Origin of the sequence: Curtobacterium phyllosphaerae, from assembly GCF_049341865.1 — a bacterium.
GTDB classification, from domain to species: Bacteria; Actinomycetota; Actinomycetes; order Actinomycetales; family Microbacteriaceae; genus Curtobacterium; species Curtobacterium phyllosphaerae.
The window spans coordinates 137,428-154,590 of the sequence record NZ_JBMPIU010000005.1 but is presented as its reverse complement, the minus strand read 5'-3'; the positions used below and the strand labels follow the sequence as shown (position 1 = coordinate 154,590).

Sequence of the window (17,163 nt, the reverse complement as noted above, 5' to 3'; positions counted from 1 at the left end):
CTGCTCCCCTATGATCGCGGCGCTCCGCCACCCGGCGAGCGCGAACGGGAGGCACGTGGATGGCAGCGGGAACGAGTTCCGGTCCGGCAGGCGGCGCAGTCGACACGCACGACGTGGGCGACCCGCTGCGGAGCGACCAGGGCCAGTCCGTGCTGCTCGCCCGCGGCCGGGCACCCCGACCGCGCACCCTGCTCGACGTCCTCGGCGCGACCGCCGAGGAGCACCCGGACGCCCTCGCGCTCGAGGACCCCGAGGGCGGCATCAGCTACCGGCGGCTCATGGCCGAGGTGCGGGCCGGAGCGGCGGACCTCGTGCGACGCGGCGTCCGACGGGGCGACCGTGTCGGTGTCCGGATCCCGTCCGGGACGCGCACGCTGTACGTCGCCGTCCTGTCGGTGCTCGCCGCCGGCGCGGCGTACGTGCCGGTCGACGCCGACGATCCGGAGGAACGCGCCGAGCTCGTGTTCGGTGAAGCCGGTGTCGTCGGGGTGATCGGCGACGGCGGCGTCCTCCGGACGCGGGACGGCGCCGCCATGCCGGTCCTCGACGCTCCGGGACGTGTCGCCGGGGACGACGGGTCGGGACTCGACGCTCCGGGACTCGAGACTCCGGGACTCGAGACTCCGGGGCCCGAGACTCCGGGGCTCGACGACGACTGCTGGGTCATCTTCACCTCGGGCTCGACCGGTGTCCCGAAGGGGGTGGCCGTGACGCACCGGTCCGCCGCGGCGTTCGTGGACGCCGAGGCGCGGATGTTCCTCCAGGACGAGCCGATCGGTCCCGGCGATCGCGTGCTCGCCGGGCTCAGCGTGGCGTTCGACGCGTCCTGCGAGGAGATGTGGCTCGCGTGGGGTCACGGTGCCTGCCTCGTCCCCGCACCCCGCGCCCTCGTCCGGAGCGGTGTCGACCTCGGCCCCTGGCTCATCGCGCACGGCATCACGATCGTGTCGACCGTCCCGACGCTCGCCGCGCTCTGGCCCGACGACGCCCTCGAGCTCGTCCGCCTCGTGGTCTTCGGCGGCGAGGCCTGTCCGCCCGAGCTCGCCGCCCGCATCGCCGCCCGCGGACGCGAGGTCTGGAACACGTACGGCCCGACCGAGGCGACCGTGGTGGCCTGCGGCGCACGGCTCGACGGGTCCACCCCGATCCGGATCGGCCTGCCGCTCGACGGGTGGGACCTCGCCGTCGTCGACGCGTCCGGTGCACGTGTCGCCGAGGGCGAGGTCGGCGAGCTCGTCATCGGCGGGGTCGGACTCGCCCGGTACCTCGACCCGGCCAAGGACGCGGAGAAGTACGCACCGTTCGCGGAGCTCGGCTGGGAGCGTGCCTACCGGAGCGGCGACCTGGTCCGGTACGAGTCCGCCGGGCTCGTGTTCCAGGGACGCGCGGACGACCAGGTCAAGCTCGGCGGCCGACGGATCGAGCTCGGCGAGATCGACGCCGCGCTCGGCGCACTCGACGGCGTCGCCGGCGGGGCGGCCGTCGTGCAGCAGACCGCCGCCGGCAACCGGGTGCTCGTCGGGTACGTCGCCGTCCGCGGCGACCGGACCTCCTTCGACCGGGCCGCGGCGACCGCTCAGCTCCGTCTCGACCTGCCCGCCGCACTCGTCCCGCTCCTGACGGTCGTCGACGAACTGCCGACGCGGACGTCCGGCAAGGTCGACCGCGCCGCGCTCCCCTGGCCGCTCGACGACCATCCCGGTGACGCGGTCGAACTCCCCCCGACGGTCGCGTGGATCGCGGAACGGTGGTCGGCGATCCTCGGCGCACCGGTCTCGGGCGTCGACGACGACTTCTTCGCGCTCGGCGGCGGGTCCCTCACGGCGGCACAGCTCGTGTCGGCGATCCGGGAACGCTACCCGAGCACGACCGTCGCCGACGTGTACGACCACCCACGCATCGGTGCGCTCGCCGAGTCGCTCGACGCGTCCGGCGCCGGACCGACGGAGGCCCGGACGGTGCTCCCCACGCCGCCGGCGACCGGGCTCGCGATGACGCTCCTCGGGCTCCCGTTGCAGATCCTCGTCGGGCTCCGGATCATCACCTTCGTCGCCATCGCGAACGACGTCCTCCGGGCCACCACCTTGCCGTTCCTGCCGACGGTGCCGTGGCCGGTCCTCGTCGCGGCGATCCTGCTCTTCGTGACGCCCGCGGGGAAGATGACCATCACGGTGGTCTGCTCCCGGGCTCTCCTCCTCGGCGTCCGTGCGGGCGACCATCCTCGCGGCGGATCGGTGCACATCCGGGTGTGGCTCGCGGAGCAGATCGCCCACCTGGTCGATGGTCCGAGCCTCGCCGGCGCGCCGTGGATCAACTACTACGCCCGAGCGCTCGGCGCGACCGTCGGCGAGGGCGTCGACCTGCACACGCTGCCGCCGGTCACCGGCATGCTGACCGTCGGTCGACACGCTGCGGTCGAGCCCGAGGTCGACCTCGCCGGGCACTGGGTGGACGGGGACGTGTTCCGGCTCGGCCCGGTGCACATCGGCGCCGACGCCGTCGTGCACAGCCGGAGCACGCTGCTCCCCGGTGCGCGGATCGGTGCGGGTGCGGAGATCGAACCGGGCTCCGCCGTGACCGGACGGGTGCCCGCCGGGGAGCGCTGGGCCGGGTCCCCGGCGACCCGGATCGGCTCCACGCGGCGGGACAGGCTCGGCCGTCCGGCGCGCGGGCGTCGCTGGCTGCTGGCCTACGGTGCGGGCTCGATCGCGTCCGCGGGGTTGCCGGTCCTCGCGGTGGTGGTCGGGGTGCTCGTCATCGCCCGGATGGTCGGGAACGCCCCGACGCTGGTGGATGCCGTCGTCCGGGCGGCGGCGGCGGTCCCGGTCGCCACCCTGGCCGCCGGAGGCACCTACGCACTGCTCGTGATCGTCGTCGTCCGGCTGCTCGGGATCGGTCTCCGGGAGGGTCGGCACCCGGTCCGGAGCCGGATCGGGTGGCAGGTGTGGTCGACCGAACGGGTGCTCGACGCCGCGAGGACGCTCCTGTTCCCGCTGTACGCGAGTCTCGTGACCCCCGTCTGGCTCCGGCTCCTCGGGGCACGGGTCGGTGCGGACGTCGAGGTGTCGACCGTGCTGCTCATCCCGAAGCTCACCGCGATCGCGCCGGGGGCGTTCCTCGCCGACGACACGATGGTGGCGACGTACGAGCTGTCCGGCGGCCGGATGCGCGTCGGCCGCTCGAAGGTCGGGCGACGCGCGTTCCTCGGCAACAGCGGGATGACCGGTGCCGGGCGGAACGTGCCGCGGGAGGCGCTCGTCGCCGTGCTGTCCGCCGTCCCGCGGAAGGCCAAGCGCGGCTCGTCCTGGCTCGGGAGCCCCCCGGTGCGCCTGCGCCGTGCGGTGACGGAGTTCGACGAGTCCCGGACGTTCCGTCCGCCGGTCCGGCTCAAGGTCGCGCGCGGGCTGTGGGAGGTGCTCCGCATCCTCCCGGTCATGGTGTCCGCGTGGATCGCGCTCGGCGTCGTCTGGGCACTGGAGACCATCTGGACCTCCATCGGACTCGGCTGGACGATCGTCCTGTCCGGCGCCGTGCTCGTGGCCGCCGGCGCGGTCGCCGCCGCCGTGACCACCGGCGCGAAGTGGGCGTTCGTCGGGCGGATCCGCGCCGAGGAGCACCCGTTGTGGTCGTCGTTCGTCTGGCGCAACGAGGTCCAGGACACCTTCGTCGAGATGGTCGCCCGCCCGTGGTTCGCCGCGAGCGCCGCCGGCACGCCCGTGCTCGCCGCCTGGCTGCGGACCCTCGGGGCCTCGATCGGACGGGGCGTCTGGTGCGAGTCGTACTGGCTGCCGGAAGCCGATCTCGTCCGCATCGGCGACGGCGCCACCGTCAACCGCGGCTGCGTCGTCCAGACCCACCTGTTCCACGACCGGGTGATGCAGCTCGACGGGGTCCGGCTCGACGCGGGGGCGACCCTCGGGCCGCACAGCGTCATCCTGCCGGCGGCCGCGATCGACGACGGGGCCACCGTCGGCCCGGCATCGCTCGTGATGCGCGGTGAGCGCGTGCCGGCGGGCTCGGTGTGGTCCGGCAACCCGATCGCGCCGTGGGTCCGGCCACCCTGGCGACGGTGACCGGTCCGCGTGCGCGGGTCGCCGCTGCGCGGATCGGACCGGGTCCGGCGCCACGTGCCAGACTGATCGACACCGTGAGCGCATCCGACATCGACCCGTACACCCCGCACAGCGGCGACGACGGGTACCGCGCGGGTCGGTACGACCTCGCGCTCGAGTACCGGGTCGCGACGAACCGCCTCACCGCGTCGGCGACGATCACCGCGACGGCCGCCCGCGCGCTCGACCGGTTCACGCTCGACCTGCACGGCCTGTCCGTCGACGGCGTCACCGTGGACGGCGTCCGTGCACGGAAGTACTCGAACGGCACGCACAAGCTCACGGTCACCCCGGCGGTCCCGATCGAGGACGGGGCGGAGTTCACCGTCGCGGTCCGGTACCGCGGGACGCCGAAGCCGCTCCGGAGCACCTGGGGCAGCCTCGGATGGGAGGAGCTCGCCGACGGCGTCATCGTCGCCAGCCAGCCGATCGGCGCACCGTCGTGGTTCCCGTGCAACGACCTGCCGTCGGACAAGGCGACCTACCGCATCCAGGTCACGTGCGAGTCCGGCTACGACGTCGTCGCCAACGGGACGCTCGTCGGTCGGGAGCCGACCCGCGCCGGCACGCGCTGGACGTTCGAGGTCACGGAACCGATGGCGACCTACCTGGCGACCGTGCAGATCGGGCGCTACCGGACGCACCGGGTGCGGAACGCGCCCGTGCCGACGACGCTCCACCACCCGGCGGACCTGCAGCACGCGGTCCGCGTCGACCTCGGCCGGGTGCGGGACATGCTCGCGCTGTTCATCGACCGCTTCGGCCCGTACCCGTTCCCGGAGTACGGCGTCGTCATCACCGACGACGAACTCGAGATCCCGCTCGAGGCGCACGGACTGGCGGTCTTCGGCCGGAACCACGTCGACGGTCACCACGGCTCGGACCGCCTGATCGCGCACGAACTCGCCCACCAGTGGTTCGGGAACTCGCTCACGGTGCGCCGCTGGCAGGACATCTGGCTGCACGAGGGGTTCGCCTGCTACGCCGAGTGGATCTGGGCGGAGGAGCACGACGGGGTGCCCGCGGACGACTCCGCGCGCGCGCACCGCGACCGGATCGCCCGACAACCCGAGGACATCGTCGTCGCGGATCCGGGCCCGGCAGCCATGTTCGACGACCGGGTCTACAAGCGGGGCGCGCTCGCCCTCCATGCCGTCCGACGATCGATCGGCGACGACCGGTTCTTCGCCGGGCTCCGATCGCTGACGACCACGTTCCGGCACGGCACCGTGGAGCCGTCGGACGTCGTCGCTTCGTTCGCGAGCACGGCGGTCCCGGCCGACACGGCTGCCGTACGGGCGATCGTGGACTCCTGGGTGGGTGCAGCGGCGGTCCCGACGCTCTGAACCGGGGTCGTGCCGGCGCCGGCCTCGGCTGCGAGCCGCGGTTCCCGGAGTCCGCCACGGTCGTCCCCGCGATGCAGTCCGCATGCATCGACGTCGAGCAGGACGCGGACACGGCCGTCCGACGCGACCGCCAGCACGAGGTCGTCACCGAGCCGGAGCGAATCGGGCACCGCGATGCTCCGCACCCGGAGTCCGCCGGCCCACACCGGTCCCCCGGGCCACCGGATCCGCCCGTCGTCGCCGCGCCACCGGACGGAGAAGGTCCGCGGATCGACCCGGAGGCCCCGGCCGTCCCGCTTGAGGACGGCCTCCTTCGCCGTCCACAGCCGCGTCGTCGCGCGGGCCGACAGACTCCCCGCTCGTTCGTCGTCCGCCCGGAGGTCGACCGGTGCCGCCGCGACGGCTGCGACCCGTTCGACGTCGACACCGACCGCCGGACCCGTCGAGGCGGCGATCGCGAGCACACCGGCGGTCCGTGCCAGGCTCACCGCGACCGGTGCGGGGGTCCCGGACACCGCCGGCCGGCCGTGGTCGTCGGCGCTGCACCGTCCGCAGTGCTGGTGGACTCGGACGTCGGCGACCGGCACCCCGGCGACGGCGGCGACGAGGGAGCGCAGCGCGGCGTGGTCGTCCGCACGGTCGGCGCCGTCCGCGCGCGCGAGCACGCGGACGGCGACCGTGTCGGTGTCGGAGTGGAGGCGCGGGAGCCGCATGCAGGCACCTTACGGGGTCAGCTCGAGGGCCGGGGCTGCCCGAGGATACCGTTCCACGGGGTGCCGGTGCTGCCCGAGAATGCCGTTCAGCGGGGGGCCGGTGCTGCCCGTAAATGCAGTTCCGGTGCCGGGGCTGCCCGAGAATGCAGTTTCGCGCGGTGCCGGTGCCCGGGCACTTCCCGTTCCCGCAGTCTCGACGGGCGCAGCCGGGAGCCTCAGTGCCCGGGCGGCGCCCCAGCACGGCGAACGCCCCGGGTCACCGGGACCCGGAGCGTTCTGTCCGGTGTCGGACGAGTTCTGTGCCGCCGACGGATTCCACGAGGCATCGGAGCCTCGCAGCTGGTCGATCAGGCGTGCGTCAGTGCGATCAAGGCGACGTTCATGGTGGAGTACATGCCCTCCGACCGTGTCGCCTGCCGGACCCGGCCACGAAGCACCTCGTAGCGGCCGTCGCGTTCGCGCACGAACCCGATCACCCCGCTCGCCGGTGTCGAGACCCTGTGGAATCCGTCCTCGAGGGGCACGACTTCCGTCCTGGTCGCTCGCTCCATTGCAGCTCCCTTCGTCGTTGACCTTGACCGCATCCTACTCCCGCCCGGGGGACGTTGCATCTCGAGGTCCGTGCACTGCTGCCGATCCACCCGCAGCCGTCGGGGTACAGCGGCGTCGCCGAGACCGGTTGTCCACAGGCATCGAGGCGCCTGGCCTCCCGGTCACCTGGCGTCGGTAGACTCCGGGCACCGCCGGGTCGAGGGGTCGTCCCGCGCGGTGCTGCACAGCCGGTGTCCACGCACCGGGACACGTCGATCGGGCATGACACCCCGTGTCGGCCGGACACAGTGTCGGACCAACACCTTGTCGGACCAACACGACGCCCGACCGACACAGTGTCGGACCAACACGACGCCCGACCAGCACGACGCCGACCGGGCTCGGTGCTCGAACAGGAGGACGCATGGCTCCGATCCGGAGTGGAGCGACGACCACACGACCGCGCGACCGACGACGCGGGCCGTCCGTCGGCAACCGTCTCGCTGCCGCGCTGCTCGCCGCGGTGATCGGTGCCGCGCTCACGATCCTGCCGGCCGCCGGTGCATCTGCGACCGCCCCGGTCGACCTCGACGGCGCGTACGTGGTGGACGACGCGAACGCCCTCACCCCGGCCCAGGAGCGTGCGGTCAAGCACTCGCTCGACGACCTCTACGCCTCGACGAAGACCCGGCTGTTCGTCGTCTTCGTCCCCTCGTTCTCCGACCCCTCCGACCAGGCCGCGTGGGGTCGACAGACGCTCGAGCAGAACCAACTCGACACCGACAGCGTGCTGCTGTCCGTGGCGGTGCAGGACCGCCTCTACAACGTCTCGCAGTCCGACACCTCGAACACGCTGTCCGCGTCGGACGTCCAACAGGCCACCGAGCAGGACCTCGTCCCGAAGCTCCGGGACAGCGACTGGGCGGGTGCCACCGAGTCGTTCGCAGCCGGGCTCGCCGCGACGCAGGCACCGCCGGACTTCAGCTGGGTCTGGATCGCGCTCGCGGTGATCGTCGTCGGCGTCGCCGTGCTCCTCCTCGTCCTGCGGTCGCGGCGCAGAGCCGCCGCGACGAAGGCGTCCGCCGCCGCCGAAGCCGACCTCGCCGAGCTCGAACGGCGGGCCGGCGGCGCGCTCGTCACCATCGACGACGAACTCCGCACGGCGGAACAGGAAGTCGGGTTCGCCGTCGCCCAGTTCGGGCCGGACGCCGCCGAGCCGTTCGTCCGCGCGCTCGCGACCGCCAAGAAGTCCGTGCAGACCGCCTTCAAGCTCCAACAGCAGCTCGACGACGAGATCCCGGACACCGTCGAGCAACGGGCCGACTGGAGCCGTCAGATCGTCGCGATCTGCGAGCAGGCGCACGCCACGATCGAGGAGCAGACCGACTCCTTCGACGAGCTCCGCTCGCTCGAGGACGGCGTCGACCAGGCCGCCGTCGAGCTCCGAAAGGCCGTGACCGCCGCCCAGTCGAGTCTCACCGGCGCGGATGCCGCCCTCGAGACGCTCCGGAGCCGGTGGACCGGCCGCACCCTGGCCTCGGTCGAGGGCAACGTCGACCAGGCCCAGCAGGTGCTCGACTTCGCGACCGAACGCACCGACGCCGCCGACGCCGCGCTCGCGTCCGGCGACAAGGGCGCCGCGGTCATCGCCGTCCGGGATGCCCAGCACGCCCTCGCCCAGATCGCGCAACTGACCGGTGCGGTCATCGCGGCCGACGGCGCGTTCGACGAGTCCGTCGCACGTGTCGCCACGCTCCGGACCGAGGTCGAGGCCGACGTCGCCGCGGGGAAACGACTCCGCGGTACCCCCGGCGACTCCCCCGACGTCACCGCTGCGGTCGCCGCCGCCGAGACCACCCTCCGTCGGGACGTCGACCCGAAGGACCCCGTCACCGCGCTCGACCGGTTGACCCAGGTCAACACCGCGATCGATGCGGCCCTCGCCAGGGCCCGGAGCGCCGCCGAACAGGCGCAGCACGCCGCAGCGGCACTCGACGCCGCACTCCGTGACGCCCGGTTGCGCATCAGCCAGGCACGTGACTTCATCTCCACCCGACGCGGAGGGGTGGGGTCGACGGCACGCACCCGCCTGTCCGAAGCGGAACGCGCCCTCGACGACGCGGTCGACATGGCGACATCGGATCCCGCGCAGGCGATCCGGGCGGCGCGGGCGGCCGAGCAGTACGCAGCCGCCGCGATCGACGCCGCGAACGACGACATGGGCGGCTGGCCCGGCCAGGGCGGTGGGGGGAACGGCAACGGCGCGCAGCTCGGCGGCCTCGTCACCGGACTGGTCCTCGGCGGGCTCTTCGGCGGTCGCGGCGGCAGCTACGGCGGCGGCGGCTTCGGCGGCGGCTTCGGCGGCGGCGGGGGCGGCGGCTTCAGCGGTGGCGGCGGCTTCGGCGGTGGCGGCGGCGGAGGTGGCGGCGGCTTCTCGGGTGGCGGCCGCTTCTGACCTCGGCACGAGCCCGAGCACCGTCCATCAGCCCGAGCACCGTCCATCAGGCCAGAGCACCGTTCATCGACCCCGACCGCAACGACGCATCAGCACCGACCGCAGCGACCGCACCGACACACCAGCACCGACCAGACCGACCACAGCGACATCCCCGAACCACAAGGCTCCACATCCAGGTCCGAGAATGGGACCGTCCACCTCACGAAAGGGACACATCATGGCGAAGCAGACCATCTTCGGCCGGATCTCGACGCTCGTCCGAGCGAACGTCAACCAGCTGATCGACAACGCCGAGGACCCGCAGCTGATGCTCGACCAGCTGGTCCGCGACTACACGAACAACATCGCCGACGCGAAGACCGCGATCGCACAGACGATCGGGAACGTCCGGCTCATGGAGCAGGACCACGCCGAGGACCTCGCGGCCGCGACCGACTGGGGCCAGAAGGCAGCGAGTGCCTCGACCGCCGCCGACCGCTACCGGGCCGACGGCAAGACCGCCGAAGCCGACAAGTTCGACAACCTCGCCAAGGTCGCGCTCGGCAAGCAGATCGCCGCCGAGCAGGAGGCCAAGGACGCCGAGCCGACCATCGCCGCCCAGAACGAGTCCGTCGACAAGCTGAAGTCCGGTCTCGCCGGCATGGAGCAGAAGCTCGTCGACCTCCGGGCCAAGCGCGACCAGCTCGTCGCCCGGTCGAAGACCGCGGAGGCGCAGTCGAAGGTCAACGAGGCCGTCGGCAACATCGACGTGCTCGACCCGACGAGCGACCTCGGTCGCTTCGAGGAGAAGGTCCGCCGCGAGGAGGCGAAGGTGATGGGCCAGACCGAGCTGCAGGCGTCGAGTCTCGACGCCCAGTTCGAGAGCCTCGCCGACGTCGGCAAGGACGCCGAGGTCGAGGCCCGGCTCGCGGCCCTCAAGGCCGGGAACTGATCTGGGCATCGCCCGGGCCGCCGTCGGACGGACCTGACAGACTGGCCACGTGCACTTCATCGTCGTCGGTCAGTGGCAGGGTTCGGCGTCGTCCCGGGCGATGCGCCTCGGCGACGGCGCGACGGCCATCGCAGCCGACCTCCCGCGCACCGCGACGACCATCGTCGACGTCCCGGCCGGCGCCGGCGACCGCCTCGAGTCCGCGGTGGCTCGCTACACCGCGGTGCGGTCGGTCGCCGAGTCGGTCTCGGAAGAGTGCCGCGTCGCGTCCGAACCGGTGCTCGTCATCGGCGGCGACGGCGCAGTGGTGCTCGGCGCGGCTGCGGTGTGCACCCCCGACACCACGTTCGTGCGGTTCTCGGGATCCTCGGGGTTCCGCGCTCTGAACCGAGCGCAACCGGTCGCTGCCGAGACCGCCGTGGTCCGGATCCTCACCGATCGACCGGCCGACCTGTTCCCGGACGTCGTCAGCCTCCAGGCCGACCACGTGGTCGTCGTCGGCCCTCGCGGTGTCGAGGACGTCGAGCACGCCGCCCTCGGCCGCGCAGGCATCCGTGTCCTCGACACCGACGCCGCCACACCCGACGCGGTCCGCGCGGCCGTCGACGCCACGGGTGCGACCCAGGTGTTCGTGCACGTCGACCTCGACGTCCTCGACCCCGGTGAGGTGGACGGACTCCTCGAACCCGTGCCGTTCGGGCTCGACGGTGCCGGACTCGTCGAGCGCATCGGAGCCGCCACCGCCGGGCGTCGTCTCGCCGGTGCCGCGATCACCGGCTTCGCACCGGTCGACCCTGACCGAGCGGTCGACGACATGGGCGTGATCCTCCGGCTCGTCGGTGCCCTCTCCGCGGCCGCCCGCGTCGCCTGACACCGCCGCCGTCCGTCCGACCGGGCCGAGGCGGACCGCGCCGCGCCTCCGCAGCACCGCGCGGCCCGAACCCGGCGCGTCCCCCGGTCTCCCCGGTCCGGCCCATGCCGCCCCGCGTACGGTCGGAGCCATGACGGATTTCGACCTCATCGTGATCGGCGCCGGCGCAGTCGGCGAGAACGTGGCGGACTACGCCCACAAGCGCGGCCTGAGCACCGCGATCGTGGAGTCCGAACTCGTCGGGGGCGAGTGCTCCTACTGGGCGTGCATGCCGTCCAAGGCGCTCCTCCGCAGCGGACATGCCGTCCGTGCGGCCCAGCGACTCGACGGCGCCGAGCAGGCCGTGACCGGATCGGTCGACCCGGCCGCCGTGTTCGCGCGTCGCAACTCGTTCACGAGCGACTGGAAGGACGACGGCCAGGTGTCCTGGCTCGAGTCGGCCGACATCACGCTCCTCCGCGGCCACGCCACGATCACCGGCCCGAAGACCATCACGGTCGACGGCGAGACGCACACGGCTCGTGCGGCGATCGCCGTCGCGACGGGTTCGGTGCACGTGCTCCCGGACGTCCCCGGACTCGCCGACGCGGCGCCGTGGGGCACGCGGGAGGCCACGAGCGCCCAAGCGGTCCCGGAGAGCCTGATGGTCGTGGGCGGCGGCGTCGCGGGCTCCGAGCTCGCCACCGCGTACGCGTCCTTCGGCGCGACGGTCACCCTCGTCGCCCGCTCGGGACTCCTCGGCACCCAGGAGCCCTTCGTCGGCGAACTCGTCGCGGACTCGATGCGCGAGCTCGGCATCGACGTCCGACTCGGCGTCAGCCCGACGCGGGTCGACCGCGACGAGCACGGTCTCGTCACCACGACGCTCGACGACGGCACCACCGTCGTGACGAGCGAGATCCTCGTGGCGGCGGGCCGGTCGGCGCGGACCGGTGACCTCGGACTGGAGAACATCGGCATCGAGCCGGGCGACTGGTTGCACGTCGACGACACCATGCTCGTCGAGGGCACCGACTGGCTCTACGGCGTCGGCGACGTCAACCACCGGGCGCTCCTCACCCACCAGGGCAAGTACCAGGCCCGCGCGGCCGGCGAGGCCATCGCAGCACGGTTCCAGGGCACCGACCTGCACACCGAGCCGTGGGGCGCGCACGTGGCGACCGCCGACCACGGAGCGGTGCCCCAGGTGACGTTCACCGACCCGGAGGTCGCGAGCGTCGGCCTCACCGAGGACGCGGCCCGCAAGCAGGGTCTGAACGTCCGCGGCGTCGAGTACGACCTCGGCGCGATCGCCGGGAGCGCGCTCCAGGCCGACGGCTACTCGGGTCGCGCGAAGATGGTCGTCGACGAGGACCGCGGCGTGCTCGTCGGGGTGACCTTCGTCGGACAGGACGTCGCGGAGATGCTCCAGGCTGCGACGATCGCGATCGTCGGAGAGGTCCCGGTCGACCGCCTCTGGCACGCCGTCCCCGCCTACCCGACCATGAACGAGATCTGGCTGCGACTGCTCGAGACGTACGGCCGGCCGTGATGCCGTCCGGCGTCCGAGCACCAGCACACCGAGGCCCGTGGAACCCGTTCCTCGACTCCCCGGTGTCCTGGGCGGGCTGGGGTCTCGCGACCCTCGTCGGGCTCGCCGTCGGACTGCCGCTGTCGACCGGTCCGGTCCGGGTCGTCGACGGTCTCGTCGTCTGCTCTGGGATGCCGCGCTGGGTGTTCCGCCGCGGCGGGACCTGCGTCGGCTCGGTGTACCTGACCCGGGACAACGACGGCGATCGCGTGCTCCGGCACGAACGCAGGCACGTGACCCAGTGGCGGCGCTACGGCCTCGCCATGCCGGTCCTGTACGCGCTCGCCGGCCGGGACGCCACCACCAACAGGTTCGAGGTCGAAGCCGGCCTCGAAGACGGAGGATACCGATGAAGACCGATCAGCCCCGCACCATCGCGCTCACCGGCGCCAGCTCCGGGATCGGTGCGTCCGCCGCGCGGGCCCTCGTCGCGGACGGACACCGTGTCGTCGTCATCGGACGCGACCGAGCGCGCACGAACGCCGTCGCGGACGCCCTCGACATGCCGCGGTACGTCGCTGACCTCGACTCCCTCGACGCGGTCCGGGCCCTCGCGGACGAGCTCCGTCACGACGAGCCGGGCCTCGACACGCTCGCGAACAACGCCGGCGGGCTCGTGTCCGCGCGGAGCCGGACGGCGGACGGGCTCGAGACCACACTGCAGCGGAACGTCGTCGCGCCGTTCGTCCTGGCGAACGCGCTGGCGGACGTCCTCGCGGCGAACCACGGGCGGATGGTCCTCACCTCGAGCATCGCGCACCGTTTCGGACACCTCGTGCTCGACGACCTGGACCTGGCGCACCGCCCGTGGTTCGGGGGCTGGCGCGCCTACAGCACGGCGAAGCTCGCCGCCGTCCTGCTCACCAGGAAGTGGACCGCGCGGACCGGCGTCGACGCGTTCTCGTTCCACCCGGGGTTCGTGGTGACCGGGTTCGGTGCCGACTCTCCCTCGATGAAGGTGCTGTCCGCCGTCACCGGGGGGAACTACGGCATCTCCGCGCAGGCCGGGGCGGTCGGACTCGTCCGTCTCGCCGGCGACGACGACGTCGACGCGCGCACCGGCACCTACTTCGACGGGCTGAACCCCGGGGTGCTCGGCCGCGAAGCACGGGACGACGCCCTCGGCGCGGCGCTCTGGGACCGACTCGCGCAGCGCGTCGACGGATGGGAGGGACGGGTCGCCTGATCCGTCCGGCTCGCCTCCCCGGACCACACGGGGTCGTTCCGCCTCGGCTGCGGTCAGCGGGACGGCGTGCGCATCGTGTCGCGGCGCGCGGTCCCGGCACGCGGGACGACGAGCGGCGTCCCGGTCTCCGGGTCCGGGATCACGACGCAGGGCAGCCCGAACACCCGCTCCACGAGGTCGGCGGTCACCACGACGTCCGCGGGCCCCTCGGCGACGATCCGGCCGTGGTCCATCGCGATGACGTTCGTGGCGTAGCGGGCCGCCTGGTTCAGGTCGTGGAGCACCGCCACGACCGTGCGACCCGCCGCGTGCAGGGCCGCCGCGAGTTCGAGGACGTCGTACTGGTGGGCGATGTCGAGGAACGTCGTCGGCTCGTCGAGGAGCACGACCTCGGTCTCCTGCGCGAGCACCATCGCGATCCAGACCCGTTGGCGCTGGCCGCCGGAGAGCTCGTCGACGCCACGGTCGGCGAGGTCCTGCGTGTTCGTCTGCTCGAGCGCGTCCTTGACCGCGCGCCGGTCGTCGCCGCTCGACGGGTGCCAGACGTCCTGGTGCGGGAACCGGCCGCGGGACACCAGGTCGCGGACGGTGATGCCCTCCGGGGCGATCGGGTCCTGCGGCAGCATCGCGATCCGCCGCGCGACCGCCTTCGAGCGGAGTGACCGGATCGGGGCACCGTCGACGAACACCGTGCCGGCCGTCGGTGTCAGCGTCCGGGCGAGGGCCTTGAGGAGCGTCGACTTGCCGCTCGCGTTCGGGCCGACGATGACGGTGAGACCGCCGTCCGGGATGTCGACGTCGAGGTCCTCGACGACGATCCGGTCGTCGTAGCCGAGACGGAGCCCGCGGGCGGCGAGCATGCACGTCGGGGCGGTCACCCGACCGAGTATGGCACGCGCCCCTGCACCTGCCAGGATGGTGCCGTGCCGACCGCTCCCGAGCCGCACCCCGTCCCGGATCCCGAACCGGACGAGTTCGCCGACGTCCCCGCCCTGGCGGCGCGACTCGGCGTCGACGACCCGCCCCGGCCCTCCCGGCTGACCGTCCCGACCCGTGGCGGACGTTCCGTGTCCGCGGTCCGGTGGGACGCCCCGGGCACCGCCGCCCCGGACACCGCCGCCCCGGTGACCTTCCTCCACGGCGTCGGCATCGAGGCGCGCTCGTTCGACGAGACGATCGTCGCCGGCGGGACACCGGCGCTCGCGATCGACCTGCCGGGCCACGGACGCTCGGCCTGGCGGTCGGACGCCGACTACTCGGCCGACACCGTGGCGCCGGACGTCCTCGCCGCCCTGCGGTCCCTCGGCGCGCCGCGGGGCGTGCTCGTCGGCCACTCCCTCGGCGCGATCGTCGCCGCACGCATCGCCGCGCTCGCACCCGAACAGGTCGCCGGTCTCGTGCTCGTCGACATGTCGCCGGACTTCACGCAGCGCGCGGTGGACCGGATCGTGCGGGCACTCGAAGTGGAACCGGACCACGCCGACCTCGACGCGTTCGTCGAGCACGCGCTGGCGGCCCGGCTCGGCGAGGAACGGGGCGCCCTCACGCGGGAGGCCCGGCACTCGACCCGCCTCGACGAGCGCGGACGACGGGTCCGTCGTCACCACTTCCCGCACCTGCCCGACGACGTGCACGCGAGCATCGGGCGGTTCGCCGACGCATGGCCGGACCTGACCGGGCTGACGGTGCCCCTGCTGCTCGTCAGAGGCGATCGCGGCTACGTCTCGCCGAAGCTGGCCCGGGAGTTCGCCGACCGGCTGCCGGACGCGACGGTGGCCACGGTGCACTCCCGGCACGCCGTGCAGACCCAGGCGCCGGTCGCCCTCGCGACGGCCATCCGGTCGTGGCGGACCGCGAACGGACTGTGACCGCAGTGTGACGCCCGTCGCACGGGGCGTCGTTCCCGCTCCAGTACGCTCGATGTCATGTCACGAACCCTGACGAGGCCCGTCGTCGCGGCGATCGCGATCGCGACGGCCACCGTCCTGGCCCTCTCCGGTTGCTCCGGTTCCACCTCCGACGGCCCCACCGGCGGCCGCGACGCAACCGTCCGTGTCGGACTCGTGCTCGAGCCGACGAGCCTCGACATCCGCACCCAGTCCGGCAACGCCCTCGACCAGGTGCTCATCGACAACGTGTACCAGGGCCTCGTGGGGCGCACGCAGAACGGCGGCATCCGGAACGTCCTCGCCGCGTCGCACGACGTCTCCGCCGACGGCCTGACCTACACGTTCCGACTGCACGACGGCATCCGGTTCCAGGACGGTACGAAGCTCACCGCGGCCGACGTCGTCTGGAGCCTCGACGACTTCCGGAAGAGCTCCACCTACGTCGACGCCGGCGACCTCGCAGCCGTGACCGACGTCTCCGCACCCGACGACTCCACCGTCGTGATCACCCTCGCGCAGCCGGACTCCGACCTGCTCTTCAACCTCACCGGCCGCGCCGGGGTGGTGCTCGAGCAGGCCGCCCGCAACGACATGTCCGACACCGCGAACGGGACGGGTCCGTTCGACGTCGCGAGCTGGAAGCAGGGCGACGCCCTGACGCTCAGCCGGAACGCCGACTACTGGGGCACGAAGGCCAAGGTCGCGAAGGTCGTGTTCCGGTACATCACGCAGCCCTCGACCGCCGTCAACGCGATGGCGAACGGGGACCTCGACGTCGAGACCGCCGTCGACGGCACGCTGAAGGGCCAACTCCAGGGTGCCGACGGGATCACCCTGCACACCGGCAAGACCACGGACAAGTACACACTCGCCTTCAACGACGCCAAGGCGCCCTTCACCGACATCCGCGTCCGGAAGGCGATCCGTGAGGCCATCGACCCGAAGGCGCTCATCCGGGCCATCGGCGGGACAGGCGTCCCGCAGGGCGGACCGATCCCGGCGCTCGACCCCGGGTACCAGGACCTGACCTCCATCGACGGGTACGACCCCGCGGACGCCCGGAAGCTCCTGAAGCAGGCCGGTGCGACCGACCTCGACCTGACGCTGACCTACGCGAACATCTACCCGACGACGATCGGCGACGTCCTCACGTCGCAGCTGGCGAAGGTCGGGATCACGCTGACGGTGAAGCGCGTGGACTTCTCGACCTGGCTCGACCAGGTGTTCCAGGACAAGCAGTTCGACCTCAGCATGGTGAACCACACCGAGACCCGGGACTTCGGCAACTGGGCCAACCCGGAGTACTACTTCGGGTACGACAACCCCGAGGTGCAGCGGCTGTACAAGGCCTCGTTGGCGACGACGGACACCACCGAGAAGGCGAAGGACCTCGCTGCGGCGGCGCGGATCGTCAGCGAGGACGCGGCCGGCGAGTGGCTGTACACCGCCACGACGATCACCGCCGTGCGCGACGGCGTGACCGGGTTCCCGACGAACTCGACCACGACGCGGCTCGACCTCGCGAACCTCGCCGTGACCGGCTGACCCGTCGCCCT

The 17,163-nt window shown here is 72.9% G+C and carries 12 protein-coding genes and 1 pseudogene; 10 read left to right on the top strand and 3 right to left on the bottom strand.

The window, feature by feature from the left end; translation table 11 throughout:
• Window positions 1–59: 59 nt before the first annotated feature.
• Together ACO0E0_RS10760 and ACO0E0_RS10755 are read left to right on the top strand one after the other, a co-directional pair.
• Entirely contained in the window at window positions 60–4,073 is a 4,014-nt protein-coding gene (locus ACO0E0_RS10760; RefSeq protein WP_422871413.1) for a Pls/PosA family non-ribosomal peptide synthetase, read from the top strand.
• A 74-nt stretch (window positions 4,074–4,147) separates the two neighbouring features.
• On the top strand, window positions 4,148–5,458 hold the full coding sequence (locus ACO0E0_RS10755) for a M1 family metallopeptidase (RefSeq protein WP_422871412.1): 1,311 nt from the start codon (window positions 4,148–4,150) through the stop codon (window positions 5,456–5,458).
• A 257-nt stretch (window positions 5,459–5,715) separates the two neighbouring features.
• Here the strand turns inward: ACO0E0_RS10755 and ACO0E0_RS10750 are convergent.
• Both ACO0E0_RS10750 and ACO0E0_RS10745 read right to left on the bottom strand, forming a co-directional pair.
• A pseudogene (locus ACO0E0_RS10750) lies at window positions 5,716–6,171 on the bottom strand (4'-phosphopantetheinyl transferase superfamily protein); the annotation flags it as partial.
• Window positions 6,172–6,518: 347 nt separating this feature from the next.
• Window positions 6,519–6,695, bottom strand: a complete 177-nt coding sequence (locus ACO0E0_RS10745; protein ID WP_422871411.1) for a hypothetical protein — start codon at window positions 6,693–6,695, stop codon at window positions 6,519–6,521.
• Between the two features lie 431 nt (window positions 6,696–7,126).
• Between ACO0E0_RS10745 and ACO0E0_RS10740 the strand changes: the two genes are divergently transcribed.
• The 6 genes from ACO0E0_RS10740 (at window position 7,127) to ACO0E0_RS10715 (ending at window position 13,718) form a co-directional block, all read left to right on the top strand.
• Window positions 7,127–9,157, top strand: a complete 2,031-nt coding sequence (locus ACO0E0_RS10740) for a TPM domain-containing protein (RefSeq protein ID WP_422871410.1) — start codon at window positions 7,127–7,129, stop codon at window positions 9,155–9,157.
• A 220-nt stretch (window positions 9,158–9,377) separates the two neighbouring features.
• Window positions 9,378–10,091: a PspA/IM30 family protein gene (locus ACO0E0_RS10735; RefSeq protein ID WP_422871409.1), complete on the top strand. Its 714-nt coding sequence runs from the start codon at window positions 9,378–9,380 to the stop codon at window positions 10,089–10,091.
• A 49-nt stretch (window positions 10,092–10,140) separates the two neighbouring features.
• Entirely contained in the window at window positions 10,141–10,962 is an 822-nt protein-coding gene (locus ACO0E0_RS10730) for an arginase family protein (RefSeq protein WP_422871408.1), read from the top strand.
• Window positions 10,963–11,092: 130 nt separating this feature from the next.
• Complete coding sequence (locus ACO0E0_RS10725) at window positions 11,093–12,493, top strand: dihydrolipoyl dehydrogenase family protein (protein WP_422871407.1); 1,401 nt, start codon at window positions 11,093–11,095, stop codon at window positions 12,491–12,493.
• Complete coding sequence (locus tag ACO0E0_RS10720; protein WP_422871406.1) at window positions 12,493–12,885, top strand: Fe-S oxidoreductase; 393 nt, start codon at window positions 12,493–12,495, stop codon at window positions 12,883–12,885. The genes ACO0E0_RS10725 and ACO0E0_RS10720 overlap by 1 nt, the downstream gene beginning before the upstream one ends.
• Window positions 12,882–13,718 (top strand): SDR family NAD(P)-dependent oxidoreductase, encoded by an 837-nt coding sequence (locus ACO0E0_RS10715; protein WP_422871405.1) that lies wholly within the window; start codon window positions 12,882–12,884, stop codon window positions 13,716–13,718. Before ACO0E0_RS10720 ends, ACO0E0_RS10715 begins: the two co-directional genes overlap by 4 nt.
• 53 nt (window positions 13,719–13,771) lie before the next feature.
• Here the strand turns inward: ACO0E0_RS10715 and ACO0E0_RS10710 are convergent, their stop codons facing one another.
• The gene (locus tag ACO0E0_RS10710; RefSeq protein ID WP_422871608.1) at window positions 13,772–14,578 is read right to left on the bottom strand and encodes an ABC transporter ATP-binding protein; all 807 of its coding nucleotides are present in this window, start codon (window positions 14,576–14,578) and stop codon (window positions 13,772–13,774) included.
• Between the two features lie 63 nt (window positions 14,579–14,641).
• On the opposite strand from ACO0E0_RS10710, the gene ACO0E0_RS10705 reads away from it, so the two are divergent.
• The gene (locus ACO0E0_RS10705) at window positions 14,642–15,586 is read left to right on the top strand and encodes an alpha/beta fold hydrolase (RefSeq protein ID WP_422871404.1); all 945 of its coding nucleotides are present in this window, start codon (window positions 14,642–14,644) and stop codon (window positions 15,584–15,586) included.
• Window positions 15,587–15,643: 57 nt separating this feature from the next.
• Window positions 15,644–17,152 (top strand): ABC transporter substrate-binding protein, encoded by a 1,509-nt coding sequence (locus ACO0E0_RS10700; RefSeq protein WP_422871403.1) that lies wholly within the window; start codon window positions 15,644–15,646, stop codon window positions 17,150–17,152.
• Window positions 17,153–17,163 lie beyond the last annotated feature (11 nt).